This is a genomic window from Streptomyces sp. NPDC014870 (assembly GCF_043081505.1).
Classification (GTDB): domain Bacteria; phylum Actinomycetota; class Actinomycetes; order Streptomycetales; family Streptomycetaceae; genus Streptomyces.
In genome coordinates, this window is the sequence record NZ_JBIBWQ010000007.1 from 414933 (window position 1) to 431785 (window position 16853).

11 protein-coding genes are annotated in these 16853 nt (G+C 72.4%); 4 read left to right on the forward strand and 7 right to left on the reverse strand.

What is annotated here, in order from left to right; genetic code table 11:
• Nucleotides 1-65: 65 nt before the first annotated feature.
• Entirely contained in the window at nucleotides 66-734 is a 669-nt protein-coding gene (locus ACF09C_RS22250; RefSeq protein WP_362416159.1) for a response regulator, read from the forward strand.
• A gap of 66 nt (nucleotides 735-800) precedes the next feature.
• On the opposite strand, the gene ACF09C_RS22255 is transcribed toward ACF09C_RS22250, so the two are convergent.
• Nucleotides 801-1418, reverse strand: a complete 618-nt coding sequence (locus ACF09C_RS22255) for a hypothetical protein (RefSeq protein ID WP_392093561.1) — start codon at nucleotides 1416-1418, stop codon at nucleotides 801-803.
• A 184-nt stretch (nucleotides 1419-1602) separates the two neighbouring features.
• Here ACF09C_RS22255 and ACF09C_RS22260 point away from each other — a divergent pair, with 184 nt between their 5' ends.
• Nucleotides 1603-2622 carry a lytic polysaccharide monooxygenase gene (locus ACF09C_RS22260; protein ID WP_392093563.1) on the forward strand — a complete coding sequence of 340 codons (1020 nt, stop codon included), beginning with the start codon at nucleotides 1603-1605 and terminating at the stop codon, nucleotides 2620-2622.
• A 14-nt stretch (nucleotides 2623-2636) separates the two neighbouring features.
• On the opposite strand, the gene ACF09C_RS22265 is transcribed toward ACF09C_RS22260, so the two are convergent.
• The 3 genes from ACF09C_RS22265 to ACF09C_RS22275 form a co-directional block, all read right to left on the reverse strand.
• Nucleotides 2637-3512, reverse strand: a complete 876-nt coding sequence (locus tag ACF09C_RS22265) for an esterase/lipase family protein (protein ID WP_392093565.1) — start codon at nucleotides 3510-3512, stop codon at nucleotides 2637-2639.
• A 126-nt stretch (nucleotides 3513-3638) separates the two neighbouring features.
• The gene (locus ACF09C_RS22270) at nucleotides 3639-4679 is read right to left on the reverse strand and encodes an ImpB/MucB/SamB family protein (protein WP_392093567.1); all 1041 of its coding nucleotides are present in this window, start codon (nucleotides 4677-4679) and stop codon (nucleotides 3639-3641) included.
• Nucleotides 4676-8161 (reverse strand): DNA polymerase III subunit alpha, encoded by a 3486-nt coding sequence (locus ACF09C_RS22275; protein WP_392093569.1) that lies wholly within the window; start codon nucleotides 8159-8161, stop codon nucleotides 4676-4678. The genes ACF09C_RS22270 and ACF09C_RS22275 overlap by 4 nt, the downstream gene beginning before the upstream one ends.
• Nucleotides 8162-8381: 220 nt before the next feature.
• Here ACF09C_RS22275 and ACF09C_RS22280 point away from each other — a divergent pair, with 220 nt between their 5' ends.
• Nucleotides 8382-9497: a DUF3533 domain-containing protein gene (locus tag ACF09C_RS22280; protein ID WP_392093571.1), complete on the forward strand. Its 1116-nt coding sequence runs from the start codon at nucleotides 8382-8384 to the stop codon at nucleotides 9495-9497.
• 124 nt (nucleotides 9498-9621) lie between these two features.
• Here the strand turns inward: ACF09C_RS22280 and adhE are convergent, their stop codons facing one another.
• On the reverse strand, nucleotides 9622-12237 hold the full coding sequence (adhE, locus tag ACF09C_RS22285; RefSeq protein ID WP_392093573.1) for a bifunctional acetaldehyde-CoA/alcohol dehydrogenase: 2616 nt from the start codon (nucleotides 12235-12237) through the stop codon (nucleotides 9622-9624).
• A 224-nt stretch (nucleotides 12238-12461) separates the two neighbouring features.
• On the opposite strand from adhE, the gene ACF09C_RS22290 reads away from it, so the two are divergent.
• Nucleotides 12462-13325 carry an alpha/beta fold hydrolase gene (locus tag ACF09C_RS22290; RefSeq protein WP_392093575.1) on the forward strand — a complete coding sequence of 288 codons (864 nt, stop codon included), beginning with the start codon at nucleotides 12462-12464 and terminating at the stop codon, nucleotides 13323-13325.
• Nucleotides 13326-13352: 27 nt separating this feature from the next.
• Here the strand turns inward: ACF09C_RS22290 and ACF09C_RS22295 are convergent, their stop codons facing one another.
• Together ACF09C_RS22295 and ACF09C_RS22300 are read right to left on the reverse strand one after the other, a co-directional pair.
• The gene (locus ACF09C_RS22295) at nucleotides 13353-15974 is read right to left on the reverse strand and encodes a DUF6185 family protein (protein WP_392093577.1); all 2622 of its coding nucleotides are present in this window, start codon (nucleotides 15972-15974) and stop codon (nucleotides 13353-13355) included.
• Nucleotides 15975-16060: 86 nt separating this feature from the next.
• Nucleotides 16061-16795, reverse strand: coding sequence for a hypothetical protein (locus tag ACF09C_RS22300; RefSeq protein WP_392093579.1), 735 nt, complete (start codon nucleotides 16793-16795; stop codon nucleotides 16061-16063).
• Nucleotides 16796-16853: the final 58 nt, after the last annotated feature.

Sequence of the window (16853 nt, forward strand, 5' to 3'; positions counted from 1 at the left end):
AACCTGTCTCTCTTCCGCAATCAACGGACGTTGTGGTCCTTGTGGTCGCGACCTAGCGTGTCGGCGTGACGAAGGTGCTGGTGGTCGACGACGACTTCATGGTCGCGAAGCTTCACAGCCGTTATGTGTCGACTGTGGACGGTTTCTCCGTCGTCGGGGTCGCGCACAGCGGCGGTGAGGCGCTGCGCCTCGCCGACCGGCTGCGCCCCGATCTCGTCCTGCTCGACATCTACCTGCCGGACATGGACGGCATCTCCGTCCTGCGCGAGCTGCGCGGGTCCGGTCTCGCCGTCGACGCGCTCTTCATCACGGCGGCGCGGGACGCGGGCATGATCCGCTCGGCGCTGCGCGCGGGGGCGCTGCACTATCTGATCAAGCCGTTCAACCAGAGCGCGCTGCAGGAGCAGCTGCGGCATGTGGCGGGCCTGCGGACCCGGCTGGACGCGCTGGAGGAGGCACGTCAGGAGGACGTGGACCAGATCTTCGGCACCCGCCCGCCGGGCTCGCGCGAACTCCCGAAGGGCCTCGCGGCCCACACGGCCGAGCTGGTGGACGGCATCCTGCGGGCCCACCCGGAGGGCCTGTCGGCGACGGAGTGCGCGGAGGCGGGCGCGCTCTCCCGGGTGAGCGCGCGCCGCTACCTGGAGTACTTCGCGGAGACGGGCCGCGCGGAGATCACCCTGCGGTACGGCGGCACGGGCCGCCCGGAGCGCCGCTACCGCCGCCTGGGGTAGCGGCACCTGCCCCGGCGCGGGGTCAGCGCGCGGTCTCGCCCCCGTCCTCGCCAAGCCTGCGCGGGGTCAGGGCGCGGTCTCGTCCTCGCCGAGCCTGCGCGCGATCCACTCCCGGGTCTCCTCGTCCACCTCCGGGTCGACGGCGAGGGCGTTCAGCGCCGCACGGGCCGAGGCCAGGGAGCGGACGTTGAGCAGGGCCAGGGTCGCCCGCTCGACGGCCATCCGGCGGCGGATGTAGAGCGCGGCCAGCTCCGGGAACCAGGGGTCGAGGGCGTCGACGTCGTCGGCGAGGCCGCACCAGTCGAGGGCGGGCTCCACGAGGAACCCCGCGAGCCGCCAGGTCCAGCGGCCCTCGCGGAAGTCGCTGGTGTCGAGGCCGACGGCGGTGCAGGCGGCCTCGGCGGCGGTCAGCTGCCCGACGGTCGCGCGGGGCAGGTCCGTCACCGTCTCGCGCAGGATCTCGTGGCAGTACCAGTCGTCCGGCGGCACCTCGTCGTCGGCGAAGTACTTGTCCTTCGGGTAGACGCGCGGCTCGGGCCCGTCCAGCCGACCGGGCGGGAGCGCGGCCTCCAGGGCACCGCGCGCGAGGGCCCACGTCTCGGGGGTCTCCTCGTCGGGCCACTGTCCCCAGCTGTACGGGAGCGCCCGCAGCCCCGCGCGGAAGAGGGGGGTCTCGTCGGTCATCGGGCCTCCGGTCGGCCTCTCGGGGGCCCGATTCTCAGGCCCCTCTTACCTCTGCCTTAAAGCGATCCTAAGGATCGCCATCTCGCCCGCTCCACAGGCTTTTTCGCGCGTCGCGGCGGCTAGCTTGCTCTGCGTCCCCCCACGTGCCACCCACGTACCACCCTCGTGAAGGAGCTGTCCCCCCATGGTCTCTCGCCGTACCACCGCCTCTGCCGTGACCGCCACCGCCGTGCTGGCCCTGTCGGGTCTCGCCGCCGCCCCGGCCTTCGCACACGGGTCGATGACGGACCCGGTGAGCCGGGTGTCCGCGTGTTACGCGGAGGGTCCCGAGAGCCCGAAGTCGGCGGCGTGCAAGGCGGCCGTGGCGGCCAGCGGGACGCAGGCGTTCTACGACTGGAACGCGGTGAACATCGCCAACGCCGCCGGCAAGCACCGCGACCTGATTCCGGACGGCAAGCTCTGCAGCGCCGGCAACGACAAGTACCGGGGTCTCGACCTGGCGCGCGGCGACTGGCCGGCCAGCACGCTCACCGCCGGCAAGCACACCTTCCGCTACAAGGGCACGGCCCCGCACCGGGGTTCCTTCGAGCTGTACGTGACGAAGGACGGCTACGACCCCTCGAAGCCGCTGAAGTGGTCGGACCTGGAGGCCAAGCCGTTCGCGACGGTGACCGACCCGCGGATGGAGAGCGGTGACTACGTCTTCGACGGCACGATCCCGAACAAGTCCGGCCGCCACCTGATCTACTCGATCTGGCAGCGCTCCGACTCCCCCGAGGCGTTCTACACCTGCTCCGACGTCGTCTTCGGCAAGGACAACGGCAGCACCGGCGGCACGCCCGCCCCGACGGCGTCCGCGCCGACCGACGAGGAGATCGAGGCCGGCACGGACGAGTCCTCCGTGGAGCACGGCGGCCACGGCGACCAGCACGCCGGGACCGGCGCGGAGGCGACGGCCGCGGCGCCGGAGACCTCGGAGTCGGCGACCCCCTCGGAGCCCGCCGCCTCGGAGCCGGCCGCGTCGACAGCTTCGGCCGCGCCCAACGAGCCGGCCGCCGCCGGTGAGGGCGAGCGGCTCGCCGAGACCGGTGGCGACGCCACCACGTCGTACGTGGCGATGGGTGGCGCCGCCGTCCTGGCGCTCGGCGCGGCCGTGCTGTTCGGTGCGGCCCGCCGGGGCCGCGGTCGCCGCGCCGCGCGCTGAGTGCGGGCGAGCACCTAGCCGATCACGGAGAGGCAGGTGGTCGGGGTCGCGTGGGCCGGGTCGAGGGCGTTCTCCACCTCGTGGAACGTGACCCGGTCCACCGTCCCGATCGCCACGTGCTCGGAGAGGTCCAGGGCGCACTTGTCCTGGATGACGATGTTGGTGACGTTCGGACCGCTGAGGAAGCCCGAGCGGTACGGGGTCACCACCTCGTCGTACTTGGTCGCGATGACCGTGTAGGTGACGCCGGGGACGGTGTCCCCGCCCTCGTTGAGGCGGGTGATGAACGGGGATCCGGCGACCTGGTCGGCCAGGCCCGGGGTGTTCTCGGAGATGAACTTCTCGACGCCGGGGAAGTACGGCAGCAGCTTGGTCAGGCCGAGGAGGGTCGTGCCGTGGTTGTCGGGGGCGATCCCGACGAGCGCGTTGACCTTCTCGGCCCCGCCGAGGAACTTCAGGTAGTGACGGGGCATCATGCCGCCCTGCGAGTGCCCGACGAGGTCGGCCTCGGCGGCGCCGGTGGCCGCGAGCACTTTGTCTACGAAGACGTCGAGCTGTTCGGCCGACTTCTCGATGGGGCCGAGCCCGTGGAAGAAGGGCACGTTCGGCAGCTGGCCGTAGTCGAGCGAGAAGACGCAGTACCCGCGGTTGACCAGGTACGGCGCGAGGACCAGCCAGTTGTCGATGGAGTTCCCGAAGGTGCCGTGGACCAGCACGACCGGGCGCGGGTGAGCGGCCGAGGGCTTGCAGGAGAAGTCGTTCCAGCCCCTGCTGGTGGCGGCGGCGGCCTGGGCGGGCGCGGCCTGCGCGGAGACGGTGGGGGCGAGGGTCGCGGCGGCGGTCAGCAGCAGGACCGAGAGCGTTCTGAGCGCGTGTTTCCAGGGCAGCATCGTGCGATCTCCTTGCGGCTCAAGGGAAATCAGGAACGAACGAGGCAGTAAGCCCTGCGGCCCGGACCACAGGTGGGGATGCTCTGCTTCAGGCCAAGCTACGCACGAGTAGCCTTCACTGGGAAGTTACGCGTCGGTAAAAAGTGACTTCTCGTCAATACGGAGTACGGGTACTCCACTTCGGGCCGTTCCACCCAGCGCGGCCGGACGGACGGCCTCCGCGCCGAAGCGGCGGCGGGCCCGGTCGGCGGCGGCCTCGGCCGCGCGGGCGCGCGAGTCGCCGGGGTCGAGGGAGAGCTGCCGGTAGGCGCTGCCGGCCGGCAGCAGGTCGTCGGCGCGGAGCGCGAAGGCGCGCACCCGGGCCCGCTGCAGGCCGAGCGCGGCCAGCAGTCCGAGGGCGGTCGCGGCGAGGGCCGGCGAGTGGCCGGTGGACTCCGGCAGGGCGCGGGTGCGGGTGGTGGAGCTGCGGTCCGCGTAGCGCACGGTGAGGGTGAGCCGTCCGGCGGCCAGACCCTCGCCGCGCAGGCGCTGCCCGATCCGGTCGGCGAGGCCCAGGACCGCCCGGTGGTGCTGGGCCGGGTCGAGGCAGTCCCGCTCCAGGACCAGGTCGGCGCTCAGGTGCGCGGCGGGCTCGGACGGGGTGACCGGGCGGGGGTCGTGGCCGCGGGCGCGCTCGGCGAGGAGCCGGGCGGGGCCCGCTCCGAGGAGGCGCTGCAGGGTCGCCGGGGGCAGCTCGACGATCTGGCCGACGGTGTGCAGCCCGTACCGGCGGAGCGCGTCGGCCGTGGCGCGCCCGATTCCGGGCAGCGCGGTGACCGGCCGGGGGTACAGCCATTCCGCGGCGCGGTCGGCGGGGACCCAGGTGGTCTCGCCGGGCGCGGACGCGTCGGCGGCCATCGCCGCGAGCATCCGGTTCCCCGCGAGCCCCGCGCTGCTGTCGATGTCGTAGAGGGCCTTCAGCCGGAGCTTCGCCAACTGGACGACGTCGTAGGGGGACAGGCCGAAGTAGCGGAGCGCCGAGGTGAGGTCCAGCTGGACGGCCTGCGGCGGGACGGCCTGGACGTGGGGCGTGATACCGGACACCAGTTCGATTATGTGTCCGTACTGCTCCCCGTTCGGCACCGCGTGCAGATGGAGGTGGGCGACATGCCGCTGGCGTACCGTCATCCCGCGCTCCCCGGACTGGTGTAGCCGAACTTCTTCAGGTCGGCCGAACGGCTGCCGGCCGGTTGCAGGTCGGCGTACGGATGCAGCCGGGCGCCGGTGGTGCCGTTGACCAGGACGCGGTGCGGCGCGGCGGGCGCGCTCCCGGCGGCCGGGTGCGGCTCGGCCGGTGTCGGGTGCGGCCGTTCGGCGCCGAGCAGGGCGAGCGCCGCCTCGGGTCCCCGGTCGCGGCGGGCCGCGGCGATCTCGTCCAGGTCCCAGGCCATGGTGCCGACGACGGTGCGGCGGGTGCCGCGGACCTGGACCGTGCCGCGCACGAGCAGCAGTCCGCTGTGGAAGACGGTGTGCGCGCAGGCCGGGTGGGAGTCCTCGAAGAAGGCCAGGTCGACCAGGCCGGAACCGTCCTCCAGGGTGACGAAGATGATCCGCTTGCCGCTGGCGATCGGCGGGGTCTGGGTGGAGGCCCGCACCCCGGCGACGAGCACCTGCTGCCCGGCGCGCATCCCGGCCAGGTGGGCGGAGTCGGTCGCGCCGATCTCGCGCAGCAGCCGGTGGTGATGCTCCATCAGGTGCCGGGAGACGTCGATGCCGAGGGTGTTCAGCTCGGCGCTCAGGGCCTCGCGGCCGGTCATCTCCGGCAGCCCGCTCGGCTCCGCCCCGCCGACGGCGCCCGCGTCCAGGGGCAGTTGGCCCTTGCCCGCGGACCGGGTGCGGGACTGCCGGTGGAGTTCGGCGATCTGCAGCAGCAGGTCGCGCCGGGTCAGGCCGTCCTCGTGGAGGCAGGCCAGGGCGCCGATCTCGGCGAGGCGTTCGGCGACGGGCCGGCTCGGGTGGGCCCGCTGCCAGAAGTCCGAGAGCGATCCGTAGGGCTGCCCCTGCTCGATCCGCGCGCACTCGTCCTCGCTGATCCCGTGTACGGCGGACAGGGCGAGCCGTACGCCCCACCGGTCGCCGTCCGCCTTCTCCACGGTGTGCTTCACCCGGGAGGCGTTGACGTCGACCTGGAGGACCGGCACGCCGCGGCGGCGGGCGTCGGAGACGAGGACCCGCTTGGGCCACATGCCGGGGTCGTGTTCGAGGAGCCCGGCGAGCAGGAACGCCGGGTGGTGCGCCTTGAGCCAGGCGCTCTGCAGCGCCGGTACGGCGAAGGCGACGGCGTGCGCCCGGCAGAAGCCGTAGGCGCCGAAGGCCTCGACCGTCTCCCAGACCTGCGCGCGCACCGCCGCGCTGTACCCCCGGGCGCCGGCAAGGCGGTGGAACCATTCCTCGATCCGGGGCAGCCGCTTCCGGTCGCCGAGCGCCCGCCGGGCGACCTCGGCCAGGGCGCGGTCGCAGCCGGTCATCACCGAGAGCGTCTCGATGATCTGCTCGTGCCAGATGGTCACTCCGTAGGTGTCGGCGAGCACCGGCTCCAGGTCGGGATGGGCGTACTGGGGCGAGCCGCCGTGCCGGGCGGCGATGTACCGCTCGGGCATGCCGCCGGCGACCGGCCCGGGCCGGAAGAGGCTGATGTCGGCGATGACGTCCTGCGGATCGCGGGGCTGGAGCCGGGACAGCAGGTCCTGCTGGCCGGGCGATTCGAGCTGGAACAGGCCGAGGGTCTCGCTCTGCTGGATGAGCTTGAACGCGAAGACGTCGTCGAGCGGCACCTGCGCGGGGTCGTCCAGGTCGACGCGGTCGCCGGTGACGCGTTCGATCTCGGCGACCGCGTGGGTCATCGAGGACAGCATCCGGACCCCGAGGACGTCCAGCTTGATGTTGCCCAGCGCCTCGATCTCCTCCTTCGCCGCCATCGCCATGGGGTACTCGCCCTGCGGGGTCGGCTGGACCGGCAGCCGGTCCAGGAGCGTCGCGTCGCTGATGACCACGCCGCAGGGGTGCATGGCCATGCCGTGGACCAGGGAGTCGAGCCCCTCGGCCAGCTCCCACAGCGGCCCGTAGCGGTGCGCCTCGGCCGCGAGGCCGCGCAGTTCGGGCAGTTCGGCGAGCGCGCCGCGGATGTCGGAGGCCCGCAGGTGCGGGAAGCTCTTGGCGATCCGGTCGACGTCCGCGGGCGCGACGCCGAGGGCGAGACCCGTGTCGCGCAGGGCGCGGCGGGCCCGGTAGGTCTCGGGCATGGCGGTGACCGCGACCCGCTCCGTGCCGAAGCGGTCGAAGATCAGGTCGTAGCACTCCAGGCGGCGGGCGGACTCCACGTCGATGTCGATGTCGGGCAGCGACTTCCTGCGCACGCTCAGGAAGCGTTCGAACAGCAGACGGTGGTCGAGCGGGTTGGCGGTGGCGATGCCCAGCGCGTGGCAGACCATCGATCCGGCGCCCGAGCCGCGGGCCGCGACCCGGATGCCCTTCTCCCGGATGTCGGCCACGACCTGGCCGACCGCGAGGAAGTACGAGTCGTACCCCATCCGGGAGATCACCGCGAGCTCCTCGTCGAGCCGGTCGAGCGCGGCACGGTCCCGGTCGAGGCCGCGCCGGACCAGGCCTGCCTCGCTCCGTGCGCGCAGCAGCCGCGCGGCGCCGTCCGCCCCGGGCGCCGCGCCGAACAGCTCGGGCTCGGGGAAGTGGTGGGTGCCGAGCCCCAGGTCGGCGACCGGGTCGAGGGTGCACGCGGCCGCCGCGGCGGCGGTGTCGGCGAGGAGCCGGTGGGCCCGCGCGGGGTCCGCGCCCGCGCACTCGGCGATCAGCCGCGCGATGCTCGTCATCCTTCCCTCGTCCTTGAGCCAGCGCTGCCCGCTGTCCAGGCGGCGCCGGTCGATCGGGCGCAGCAGCCGCGCGGAGTCCAGGACGTCGGCGAGCCGGTGCTGCTCCGGGTCGGCGTAGCGCACGGCGTTGGTGAGGACGGCGGTGGTACGGGTGCGGTCGGCGAGCGCCACCGTCCGGGCGGCGAGCCGGAGCGAGCCGGGGCCGGTGCCGGAGGGTCCGTACGCCACCGCCTCCAGACCGAGTCCGCGGCCGAAGATCTCCCGCCAGGGGGCGAGGAGCCGCGCCGCGACGTCCTCGCGCCCCGCCGCCAGGGCCCGTACCGGTTCCGAGACCGGGCCGAGCAGCGCGATCAGGCCGGGGCCGCCGTGGGCGCGCAGCGCCTCCCACGGCACCACCGGCGCCGTACCGCCGAGCGCGTCGACATGGGCGGCCGAAGTGAGGCGGCACAGCCGCGCCCACCCCTCACGGTCCCGTGCGAGCAGCGTGAACCGCAGCGGCGGTTCGATCACATGGGCGCCGCCCCGGGCAGGGGTGCGCCGCCGCTGGGAGGGCGGCGGGGGCGCCAGGGCCTCCACCGCCAGGTCGACGCCGAAGACCGGCCGGACTCCGGCCCGGGCGCAGGCCTTCGCGAACCGGACGGCGCCGGTGACGGTGTCCCGGTCGGTGAGGGCGAGCGCCGGTACGCCCCGCTCGGCGGCCCGCCGGACGAGGTGTTCGGGGTGGGCGGCGCCGTAGCGGACGGAGTAACCGGACGCGACGTGCAGCTGGGCGAAGCCCGCCATGTCGCACCTCCATCACTCCACCCCTTTTCGACGATTCACCCGATATGTTCATCGTACGCTCGTTCGATTACTGTACCCCCTCATCACCCCTGGTCGGCGACCCGATTCGAACACATCATCGATTCCCGCGCGAGGGGTCGCGCACGCCCCGTCCGTCCGGCCTCATCCGTTCGGCCCCATCCCGCCTGCGCGATCACTTCCCTCCCCGGAGCGTGGGGGCATGAGCCTCGTCGACGAACTGAAGAGTGCCGTCACGACCCGCGCCGCGCTGCTGGTCATCGGCGTCTTCGCCCTCCAGCTGCTGTTCATCACCTCGTACGTCGGGGCACTCCACAACCCGAAGCCGCGGGACGTCCCCTTCGGCGTGGTCGCGCCCCCGCCGGTCTCCGCCCAGCTCGTCGACCGGCTCGACCAGCTCCCCGGCGGACCGCTCGACGCGCGGACCGTCACCGACGAGGCCGAGGCCCGCGAGCAGATCCTGAACCGGGACATCGACGGCGCCCTCCTGGTGAACCCGGCCCGCACCACCGACACGCTGCTCGTCGCCTCCGGCGGCGGCACCGTGCTCTCCTCCACCCTGGAATCGCTCTTCACCAAGGTCGAGGCCGCCAACGGACGCACTCTCAGGACCGTGGACGTGGCGCCCGCCTCGCCCCAGGACTTCGACGGCCTCTCCGCCTTCTACCTGGTCGTCGGCTGGTGCGTCGGCGGCTACATCTGCGCCGCGATCCTCGCCATCAGCGCCGGTTCCCGCCCCGCGAACCCGCAGCGGGCGATCATCCGGCTCGGCGTGCTCGCGCTCTACGCGATCCTCGGCGGTCTCGGCGGCGCCGTCATCGTCGGCCCGATCCTCGGCGCCCTGCCCGGCAGCGTCATGGCCCTGTGGGGCCTGGGCGCCCTGGTGGTCTTCGCGGTCGGCGCGGCGACCCTCGCCCTCCAGTCGGTCTTCGGCATCGTCGGCATCGGCCTGGCGATCCTGCTGATCGTCGTGGCCGGCAACCCGAGCGCGGGCGGCGCGTTCCCGCTGCCGATGCTGCCGCCGTTCTGGAACGCGATCGGCCCCGCCCTGCCCCCGGGCGCCGGCACCTGGGTCGCGCGGTCGATCGCGTACTTCAGGGGCAACGACATCACCGTCTCGCTCCTGGTGCTCTCGGCCTGGGCGGTCGTCGGTACGGCGGTCACGCTGGTGATGTCCTCGCTGAAGCGGAAGCCGGGCACCGAACCGACCGCGGAGGAACTCGGCGCGGCGGGCGGCGCGGGCGGTGGGGGCGGCGCAGGCAGTCCGGCGGGCGGCGCAGGCGGCGCGGGCAGCCCGGCGGGCGGTGCCGCCGCGTGAACATCCGCTCCCGGTCGAGCCCCGCCGAGCAGGCGGTCCCGCCGGGCTCGCACGCGAACGGCCGGCCGCCCCGCGCTTCCTCGCGCGGGGCGGCCGGCTGTTCGGCAAGGGTCTCGCCAAGGGCTCAGGCGCCGTAGTACGCCCGGGTCATCAGCTCCTTCATCTCGTCGATCATCGGCATCCGCGGGTTGGCGGGCGCGCACTGGTCGGCGTACGCGTTCATCGCCTGCTGCGGCAGGGCCTCCAGGAAGGCCGCCTCGTCGACGCCCTCCGCCTGGAAGGAGGCCGGGATCCCGCACTTCGCCCGCAGTTCCTCCACCGCCTTCGCGTAGGACTCCACGCCCTCCTCCGGCGTCGCGGCCGGCAGGCCCAGCGTCTTCGCGATCTCCTGGAAGCGCTCCGGGGCGCGGTAGACCTCCGCCTTCGGCCACGGTGTGGCCTTGCCGCTGACCTGGCCGTTGTGCCGGATGACATGCGGCAGGAGCAGGGCGTTGGTGCGGCCGTGGGGGACGTGGAAGGTGTTGCCGAGGGTGTGCGCCATGGCGTGGACCAGGCCGAGGAAGGCGTTGGCGAAGGCCATGCCGGCGACGGTCGAGGCGTTGTGCATCCTCTCGCGCGCCTCGGGGTCCTTCACCCCGTTCACCACGCACCGCTCCAGGTTCTCGAAGATGAGCTTGATCGCCTGGAGGCAGAGCCCGTCGGTGTAGTCGTTGGAGTAGACCGAGACGTACGCCTCGGTGGCGTGGGTCAGCGCGTCGAAGCCGGAGTCGGCGGTGACGTGCGCCGGGAGGCCCATGGGGAGGACCGGGTCGACGATGGCGACGTTCGGGGTGAGCGCGTAGTCGGCGAGCGGGTACTTCTGCGCGGCCGCCGGGTCGGAGATGACGGCGAAGGGGGTGACCTCGCTGCCGGTGCCGGAGGTGGTCGGGACGGCCACCAGCTGCGCCTTCTCCCCGAGACCGGGGAACGTGTACGCGCGCTTGCGGATGTCGAAGAACTTCTCCTTCGTGTCCGCGAACTCGACCTCCGGGTGCTCGTACATCAGCCACATGATCTTGGCCGCGTCCATCACCGAACCGCCGCCGAGCGCGACGATCGTGTCGGGCCCGAAGTCCCGCATCCGCGCGGCGCCCGCCTGGACGGTCGCGAGTTCGGGGTTGGGCTCGACGTCGTCGATGACCTGAAGGACGACCGCCGAGGGGCGGGCCTGGAGGATGTCGGTGACCTTCTGCACGAAGCCGAGCGTGCCCATGGTCTTGTCGGTGACGATCGTGACCCGCTTGAGGCCGTCCATCTCGCCCAGGTAGCGCAGGGAGTTGCGCTCGAAGTAGATCTTCGGCGGGACCTTGAACCACTGCATGTTGGTGTTGCGCCGTCCGATCCGCTTGACGTTGACCAGGTTGACCGCGGTCACGTTGTTCGAGACAGAGTTGTGTCCGTACGAGCCGCAGCCGAGGGTCAGGGAGGGCAGGAAGGAGTTGTAGACGTCGCCGATGCCACCGAAGGTGGAGGGGGCGTTGACGATCACCCGGATCGCCTTGACCCGCTTGCCGAACTCCTCGGCGAGTTCCTCGTCCTCGGTGTGGATCGCGGCGCTGTGCCCGAGTCCGTGGAACTCGACCATCCGCGCGGAGAGTTCGAGGCCGTGCTCGGTGGTGTCGGCCTTGAGGGCGGCCAGGATCGGGGAGAGCTTCTCGCGGGTGAGCGGTTCGCCCTCGCCGACCTCGTGGCACTCGGCGAGCAGCAGCGTGGTGCCTTCGGGGACCTCGAAGCCCGCCTGTTCGGCGATCCACCGCGGCGACTTCCCGACGACGGCCGCGTTGAGCCTGGCGCCGGAGCAGGTGGTGGCGTAGGCGGTGGTGCCGAAGACGTACTCCTCCAGCTTGGTCTTCTCGGCGGCGGTGACGACGTACGCGCCGAGCCGCTGGAACTCGGCGATGCCCTGCTCGTACACCTCCTGGTCGAGGATGACGGCCTGCTCGGAGGCGCAGATCATGCCGTTGTCGAAGGCCTTGGAGAGCACGATGTCGTGGACGGCCCGCTGGAGCTTGCCACTCCGGGTGACGTACGCGGGGACGTTTCCGGCGCCGACGCCGAGGGCGGGCTTGCCGCAGGAGTAGGCGGCCTTGACCATCGCGTTGCCACCGGTGGCGAGGATGGTGGAGACGCCGTCGTGGTGCATGAGGAGGCCGGTGGCCGCCATGGAGGGCTCCTCGATCCACTGCACGCAGTCGGCGGGCGCGCCGGCGGCGACGGCGGCGTCGCGGACGATCCGGGCGGCCTCCGCGGAGCACCGCTGCGCGGAGGGGTGGAAGGCGAAGACGATCGGGTTACGGGTCTTCAGGGCGATCAGCGCCTTGAAGACCGTGGTCGAGGTGGGGTTGGTGACGGGGGTCATCGCGCAGATGACGCCGACGGGTTCGGCGATCTCGGTGATGCCGTTCAGTTCGTCGCGGCGGATGACTCCGGCGGTCTTCAGGCCGGCCATCGAGTGCGTCACGTGCTCGCAGGCGAAGAGGTTCTTGACGGCCTTGTCCTCGAAAAGGCCGCGGCCGGTCTCCTCCACGGCCAGCTTCGCGAGTTCGCCGTGGGCGCTGAGCGCCGCGAGCGACGCCTTCTTGACGATGTGGTCGACCTGCTCCTGGTCGAGCTCCTCGAACCGCCCGAGCGCCGCGAGCGCCCTCTCGACGAGTCCGTCCACCGTCTCCGTGGCCGTCTCCTCGGCCGCCGTGACCTCCATGGCAGGTACTCCTTCTTCGATCCCTTTTCTCCGACGACTCCATTCGACACCCGGGGAATACCGAAAGGGCCCGGACAAAGCCCTGACCGGGCAGGCCGAAAGCCCCTTCAAGATCGCGAGAATCCCACCGAAACCACCCCTGACCTGTGATGACAGCCCAGGCCTTAAGACCCTTGCGGGCTTGTGAAAACTTTCACAAGAATTCGCCGGTAAGCTCTCCGGCCATGGGAAAGCATGTGCGCACCGCTGACGGCCGCCTGCTGCTGGCCGAGGAATGGGGAAATCCCGCCGGGACCCCCGTACTGCTCCTGCACGGCACACCCGGCAGCCGGCTGGGGACCGCGCTGCCCGACCTCCCCGAGCGCCGCCCCGACCTGCGCTTCTTCGCCTACGACCGGCCCGGGTACGGCGGCTCGGACCGGCACCCCGGCCGCCGGGTGGCCGACGCGGCCCAGGACGCCGCCGCCGTCGCCGACGCGCTGGGGGTGGACCGCTTCGCCGTCGTCGGACGCTCCGGCGGCGCGCCGCACGCGCTCGCCTGCGCGGCCCTGCTGCCCGAGCGGGTCCCGGCCGCCGCGGCGCTCGTGAGCATCGCGCCCCGGGACGCGGCCGGGCTCGACTGGTTCGGCGGCATGACCCCGTTCAACGTCCGCGAGTTCGGCCTGGCCGCCGAGGCGCCCGAGCTGCTCGACGCGGACCTCGCCACCCGGGCGGCGGCCATCCGGGAGGACCCCGAGCGGCTCGTCGAGGACCTGCGCGCCGAACTCTCCGACCACGACCTCCCGATCGTCTCCGACCCCGCCGTACGCGCCACGCTCCTGCGCACCTACCGCGAGGCGCTCGGCACCACGCACCACGGCTGGACCGACGACTCTCTCGCCTTCACCCGCCCCTGGGGCTTCGACGTCTCCGCCATCACCACCCCGGTCCTGCTCTGGCACGGCCTCGACGACGCCTTCTCACCCCCGGACCACACCCGCTGGCTGGCCGCCACGATCCCGAACGCCACCCTCGAACTCGTCCCGGACGCGGGCCACTTCGCCGCCCAGTACGCCCTGCCGTCCGTCCTGGACCGGCTGCTCCGGTAGCCGGGCAGCCTCCGACAGCCGGAGCGGCTACCGTCCGGTGGTCTGTTCCTTCGTCGGAGCAGCATCCGGTTCCACGAAGAACTCCCAGATCGTGAGCATCGCGACGAGCTGCGCGATGAGATACGCCATCTGCAGGGAGTAGTAGCGCATCTGGTAGACGGACAGGAGCAGCCCCAGCCGGCTCTGCCAGTACCGGCGTTCGCCCTGGAAGGTGTCGAGGTCGAGCGCGATCCCGGTGACGGTCAGGACGAAGAGCATCACCAGGACGTAGAGCGCCATGCCGTCCGCGCTCTCCCGGGTGAACCAGAAGCCCACGACGTCGATGCCGATGGGCAGGGCGAACGCCAGAGCCACGGGGACGGCTTTGGCGGCGCCCCGCCGCCCCGGGAGCATGCGCCACAGAGCCCCGAGCGTGAAGCCCGCCCCGACGAACCCCACCAGCCAGAAGGCGAGGCTGAGCACCAGATCGGGAATTCCGTAGAAGTACGAGAGCGCGTCCTGCCACCCTTCTCCCCGCAACACCCAGGCCCAGGTGGCGAGCACGGTCGCGGGAACCCCCGGCACCAACGCCAAGCGCGCACCACGGCTGCCGTTCGCCCACCAGTCGTCGCGCGGACCGAGCGCCAGTGCGGCATCCACCACCGACACCCTCGCCGGGAGCCGGTCCGGGCCCGTGCGCGACAGGCTCGCGGGCCAGTCGTGCAGATCGTTCAGATCCCGCTCCAGGTTCCTTCGCTTGGGCGGAACGTCCCCGAAGAGGCCCTGGTCAAGGCGGCGCAGCTCGGCGTGGATCTCGCGGTAGGAGCGGGCCTTGCGCAGCAGGGCCCGCCGCGCGTCGGGCCCCCTCGACGTGGCCAGCCGCAGCCCGGATCGTTCGAAGGGCTGCGCGAGGACCGCGCGGCCGCCAGCCATCCGCGCCGCCCCGTACAGCGAGAGCATGCAGAGCGGGATCGAGATGAGGTACAGAGCGGCGTTGTCGAAGTAGCCGGCGGGGACCAAGGTGACCGCGACGGGAAAGAACGTCAGGAAGAGCAGCCGGTCGGCGCCGTCGTCGAAGGGCGACAGTGTGGCGCGCGCACGCCAGGTTCGGAGTACGGCGAGCATGGCGACGCACGTGATCATCCAGGTGTAGTCGAGGATCCAGTCCTGGGCGTTGGACACGGACCAGACCAGTTCCCAGAACCAGTCGTTCCGGTGCTCCCGTCCGTAGAGGGGGTCGATTCGGCTGCTCAGCCACGACACGCGCTGCCAGCTCCGCTCCTCGGCGAGGGCGAAGCACACGCCGACGGCCAGCGTCGCCACACCGACCGCCGGTCCGGCCCAGCGGAGTGCCAGGACGCGCCGACTGCCCGGAAAGCGCCGGCTCGCCGGCAGCAGGCCCCCGTCGACAGCCAGGCGCCATGTCGCGGCGGCGCAGCCGAGCAGCATGAGCGCCAGAAGACAGGAGGACGAGACGGCGAGAACGCCGAGATCGGCGGCGTCGACGGATGAGGAGCGCCGAGTGAACACGTCCGGCCAGGTCATCAGCGCGAACGGCGGAACGGCCAGGACGCCGGCCGCGGCCCAGATCCGCCCCGAGGGCTTGGCGAAGCCGAGCAGTACGGCGACGGAGGCGATCGCGAAGCTGTTCCCGAGAAGGAGCCACTCCTCCAACCGGAACCCACCGCTGCGGTCCCCGTACCGGCTGATGACGTCGTCCGCGCGGATGCAGAACTCCAGCAGGACGACGGCCAGAGCCCACGCGCCGAGATTGCGCAGCGCACGATCCTGTTCCGCCGTCGCCGTCGCCGGACGACGGCGGTACCGCCGGACGGCGATCCACAGCAGCGCCGAGATGCCGGACGTCCAGAGCAGCGAGCCGAGACGGTCGAGGCCGACGACGGGCAGGCGCTCGGTCTGGGCGCTCCAGGAACGGCGCCACGGAGGTTCCAGGGAGACGTTCAGGTCGGACGGCGGTCCGACGGCGGTCGGCGCGTAACCCCCTCCCGACGACTGCTTCTTCCCACTCCCTTGTTTTCCCTTGGCCGGTGCCGCGCTCGGCGCGGCGGGCTGCCAGACGAGCCCCGTCGCGCCGACCCCCGCCGTCGGGCGGGGCGTGGCATTGTCCGCCCCGGGCGAGCCGGGATCCACCGTCACCTTCTCCCACCGTGCCCCGGCCAGCGCGGGCGGCGGCCGCAGGGTCACGGTCCAGTGCTCCGCCCCGGCGCGCACCCGCCAGACGCCGACGTCCAGGTTCCTGCCGTACCGGTTGACCCAGGTGTGCGCCCTGTCCACCACGCTCACGCGGCCGTCCTTCGAGGAGACGCGCGGCGTGCCGGTACGCCACTCCGTCCAGCGGCGCTGCTGGCCCACATCGCCCATGGTGAGGCAGGCCATGGCGGTGATGTACCGCCGGCTGCCCTCACTGAGCATCAGGTCCGGTGCCAACGGCCAGTCCCCGGGGACCTCGACGCTCAGTTCCGTCTCGACCTTGGTGTAGGTACGGTCCTCGTGCTGCAGCCGGACCGACGTGCTGACCTCGGCATCGGCGAGCTTCGCGGACTCGCACACCGGCGCCGCGGCCGGGCCGGGTGCCGCACGGGCCGCCGTCGGTGCGGCCAGAGCCGCCACAGCCGCCAGGACGGACAGCAGCATCACCATGACCGACATGAGCGCGCGTCTTCTCACCGAATGAGCCCCCCGACCCGCCGATTGGTCACATCATGGCGCAGGCGCCGATGCCCGGGCACCGCCCCTCACGAGGCCGGTGGCGGGTAGCCCGTCGAGCGGGCGCCCTTGAGGAGGTTCATGATCCGTTCATGACTGTCCCCGACGGTGTCCACGACCCTCATCCGGACGTGGAAGGCGTCGACCTCGTCGACGAAGCGTCGGGAGAAGGAGCCCATCGTCACGGTCTCGTACGTCCCCGTGCCCACCAGCGGGAAGTCGCCGAAGAGCGGGATCCGGAAGTCCTCGCCGGCGACCAGGCCGGCCCCGGTCAGGGTGGCCACGGCTCCGGGGAGGTCCGTCCACGGGGTCGACTCCGGGGCGCTCTCCCCCGCCAGGACGAGCCGGAAGTCGTACCGCTCGATCACCGCGGTGTACTGGCCGCCGTTGTACACCCCGGCCCGCCACTCGACCCCGTTCCCGTCGTTCCCGCTCCCGCTCCCGCTCCCGGTCAGCCGGCCCGTCGTCCAGTCGGCCCGCCAGCCGAGCATGGGCCGTACCGTACGGGCGTACTGGGCCCGCGCGAGGACGGCGGCCGCCGCGACCGCGAGCAGGCTGCCCAGCGGCTCCATGTCCAGCAACTGCAGCCGCCACGGCCAGTCGGTCCTGGCCTGCTCGGTCATGTTGGCGCGGACGATCTCCCAGCCCAGGACTCCCGTGAGCAGGCAGAGCAGCACGATCGGCGCGGTGTAGAGCAACGGGCTGCGCCTGACCCTGCGCTGGGCGTCGGAGGCGGGTATCGGTCCACCGGGCCGGACGGTCACACGTTTCTCCCCACCACGAGTCCACGCGCCGGTCCCCCGGCCCACGAGGGGCCGGGGG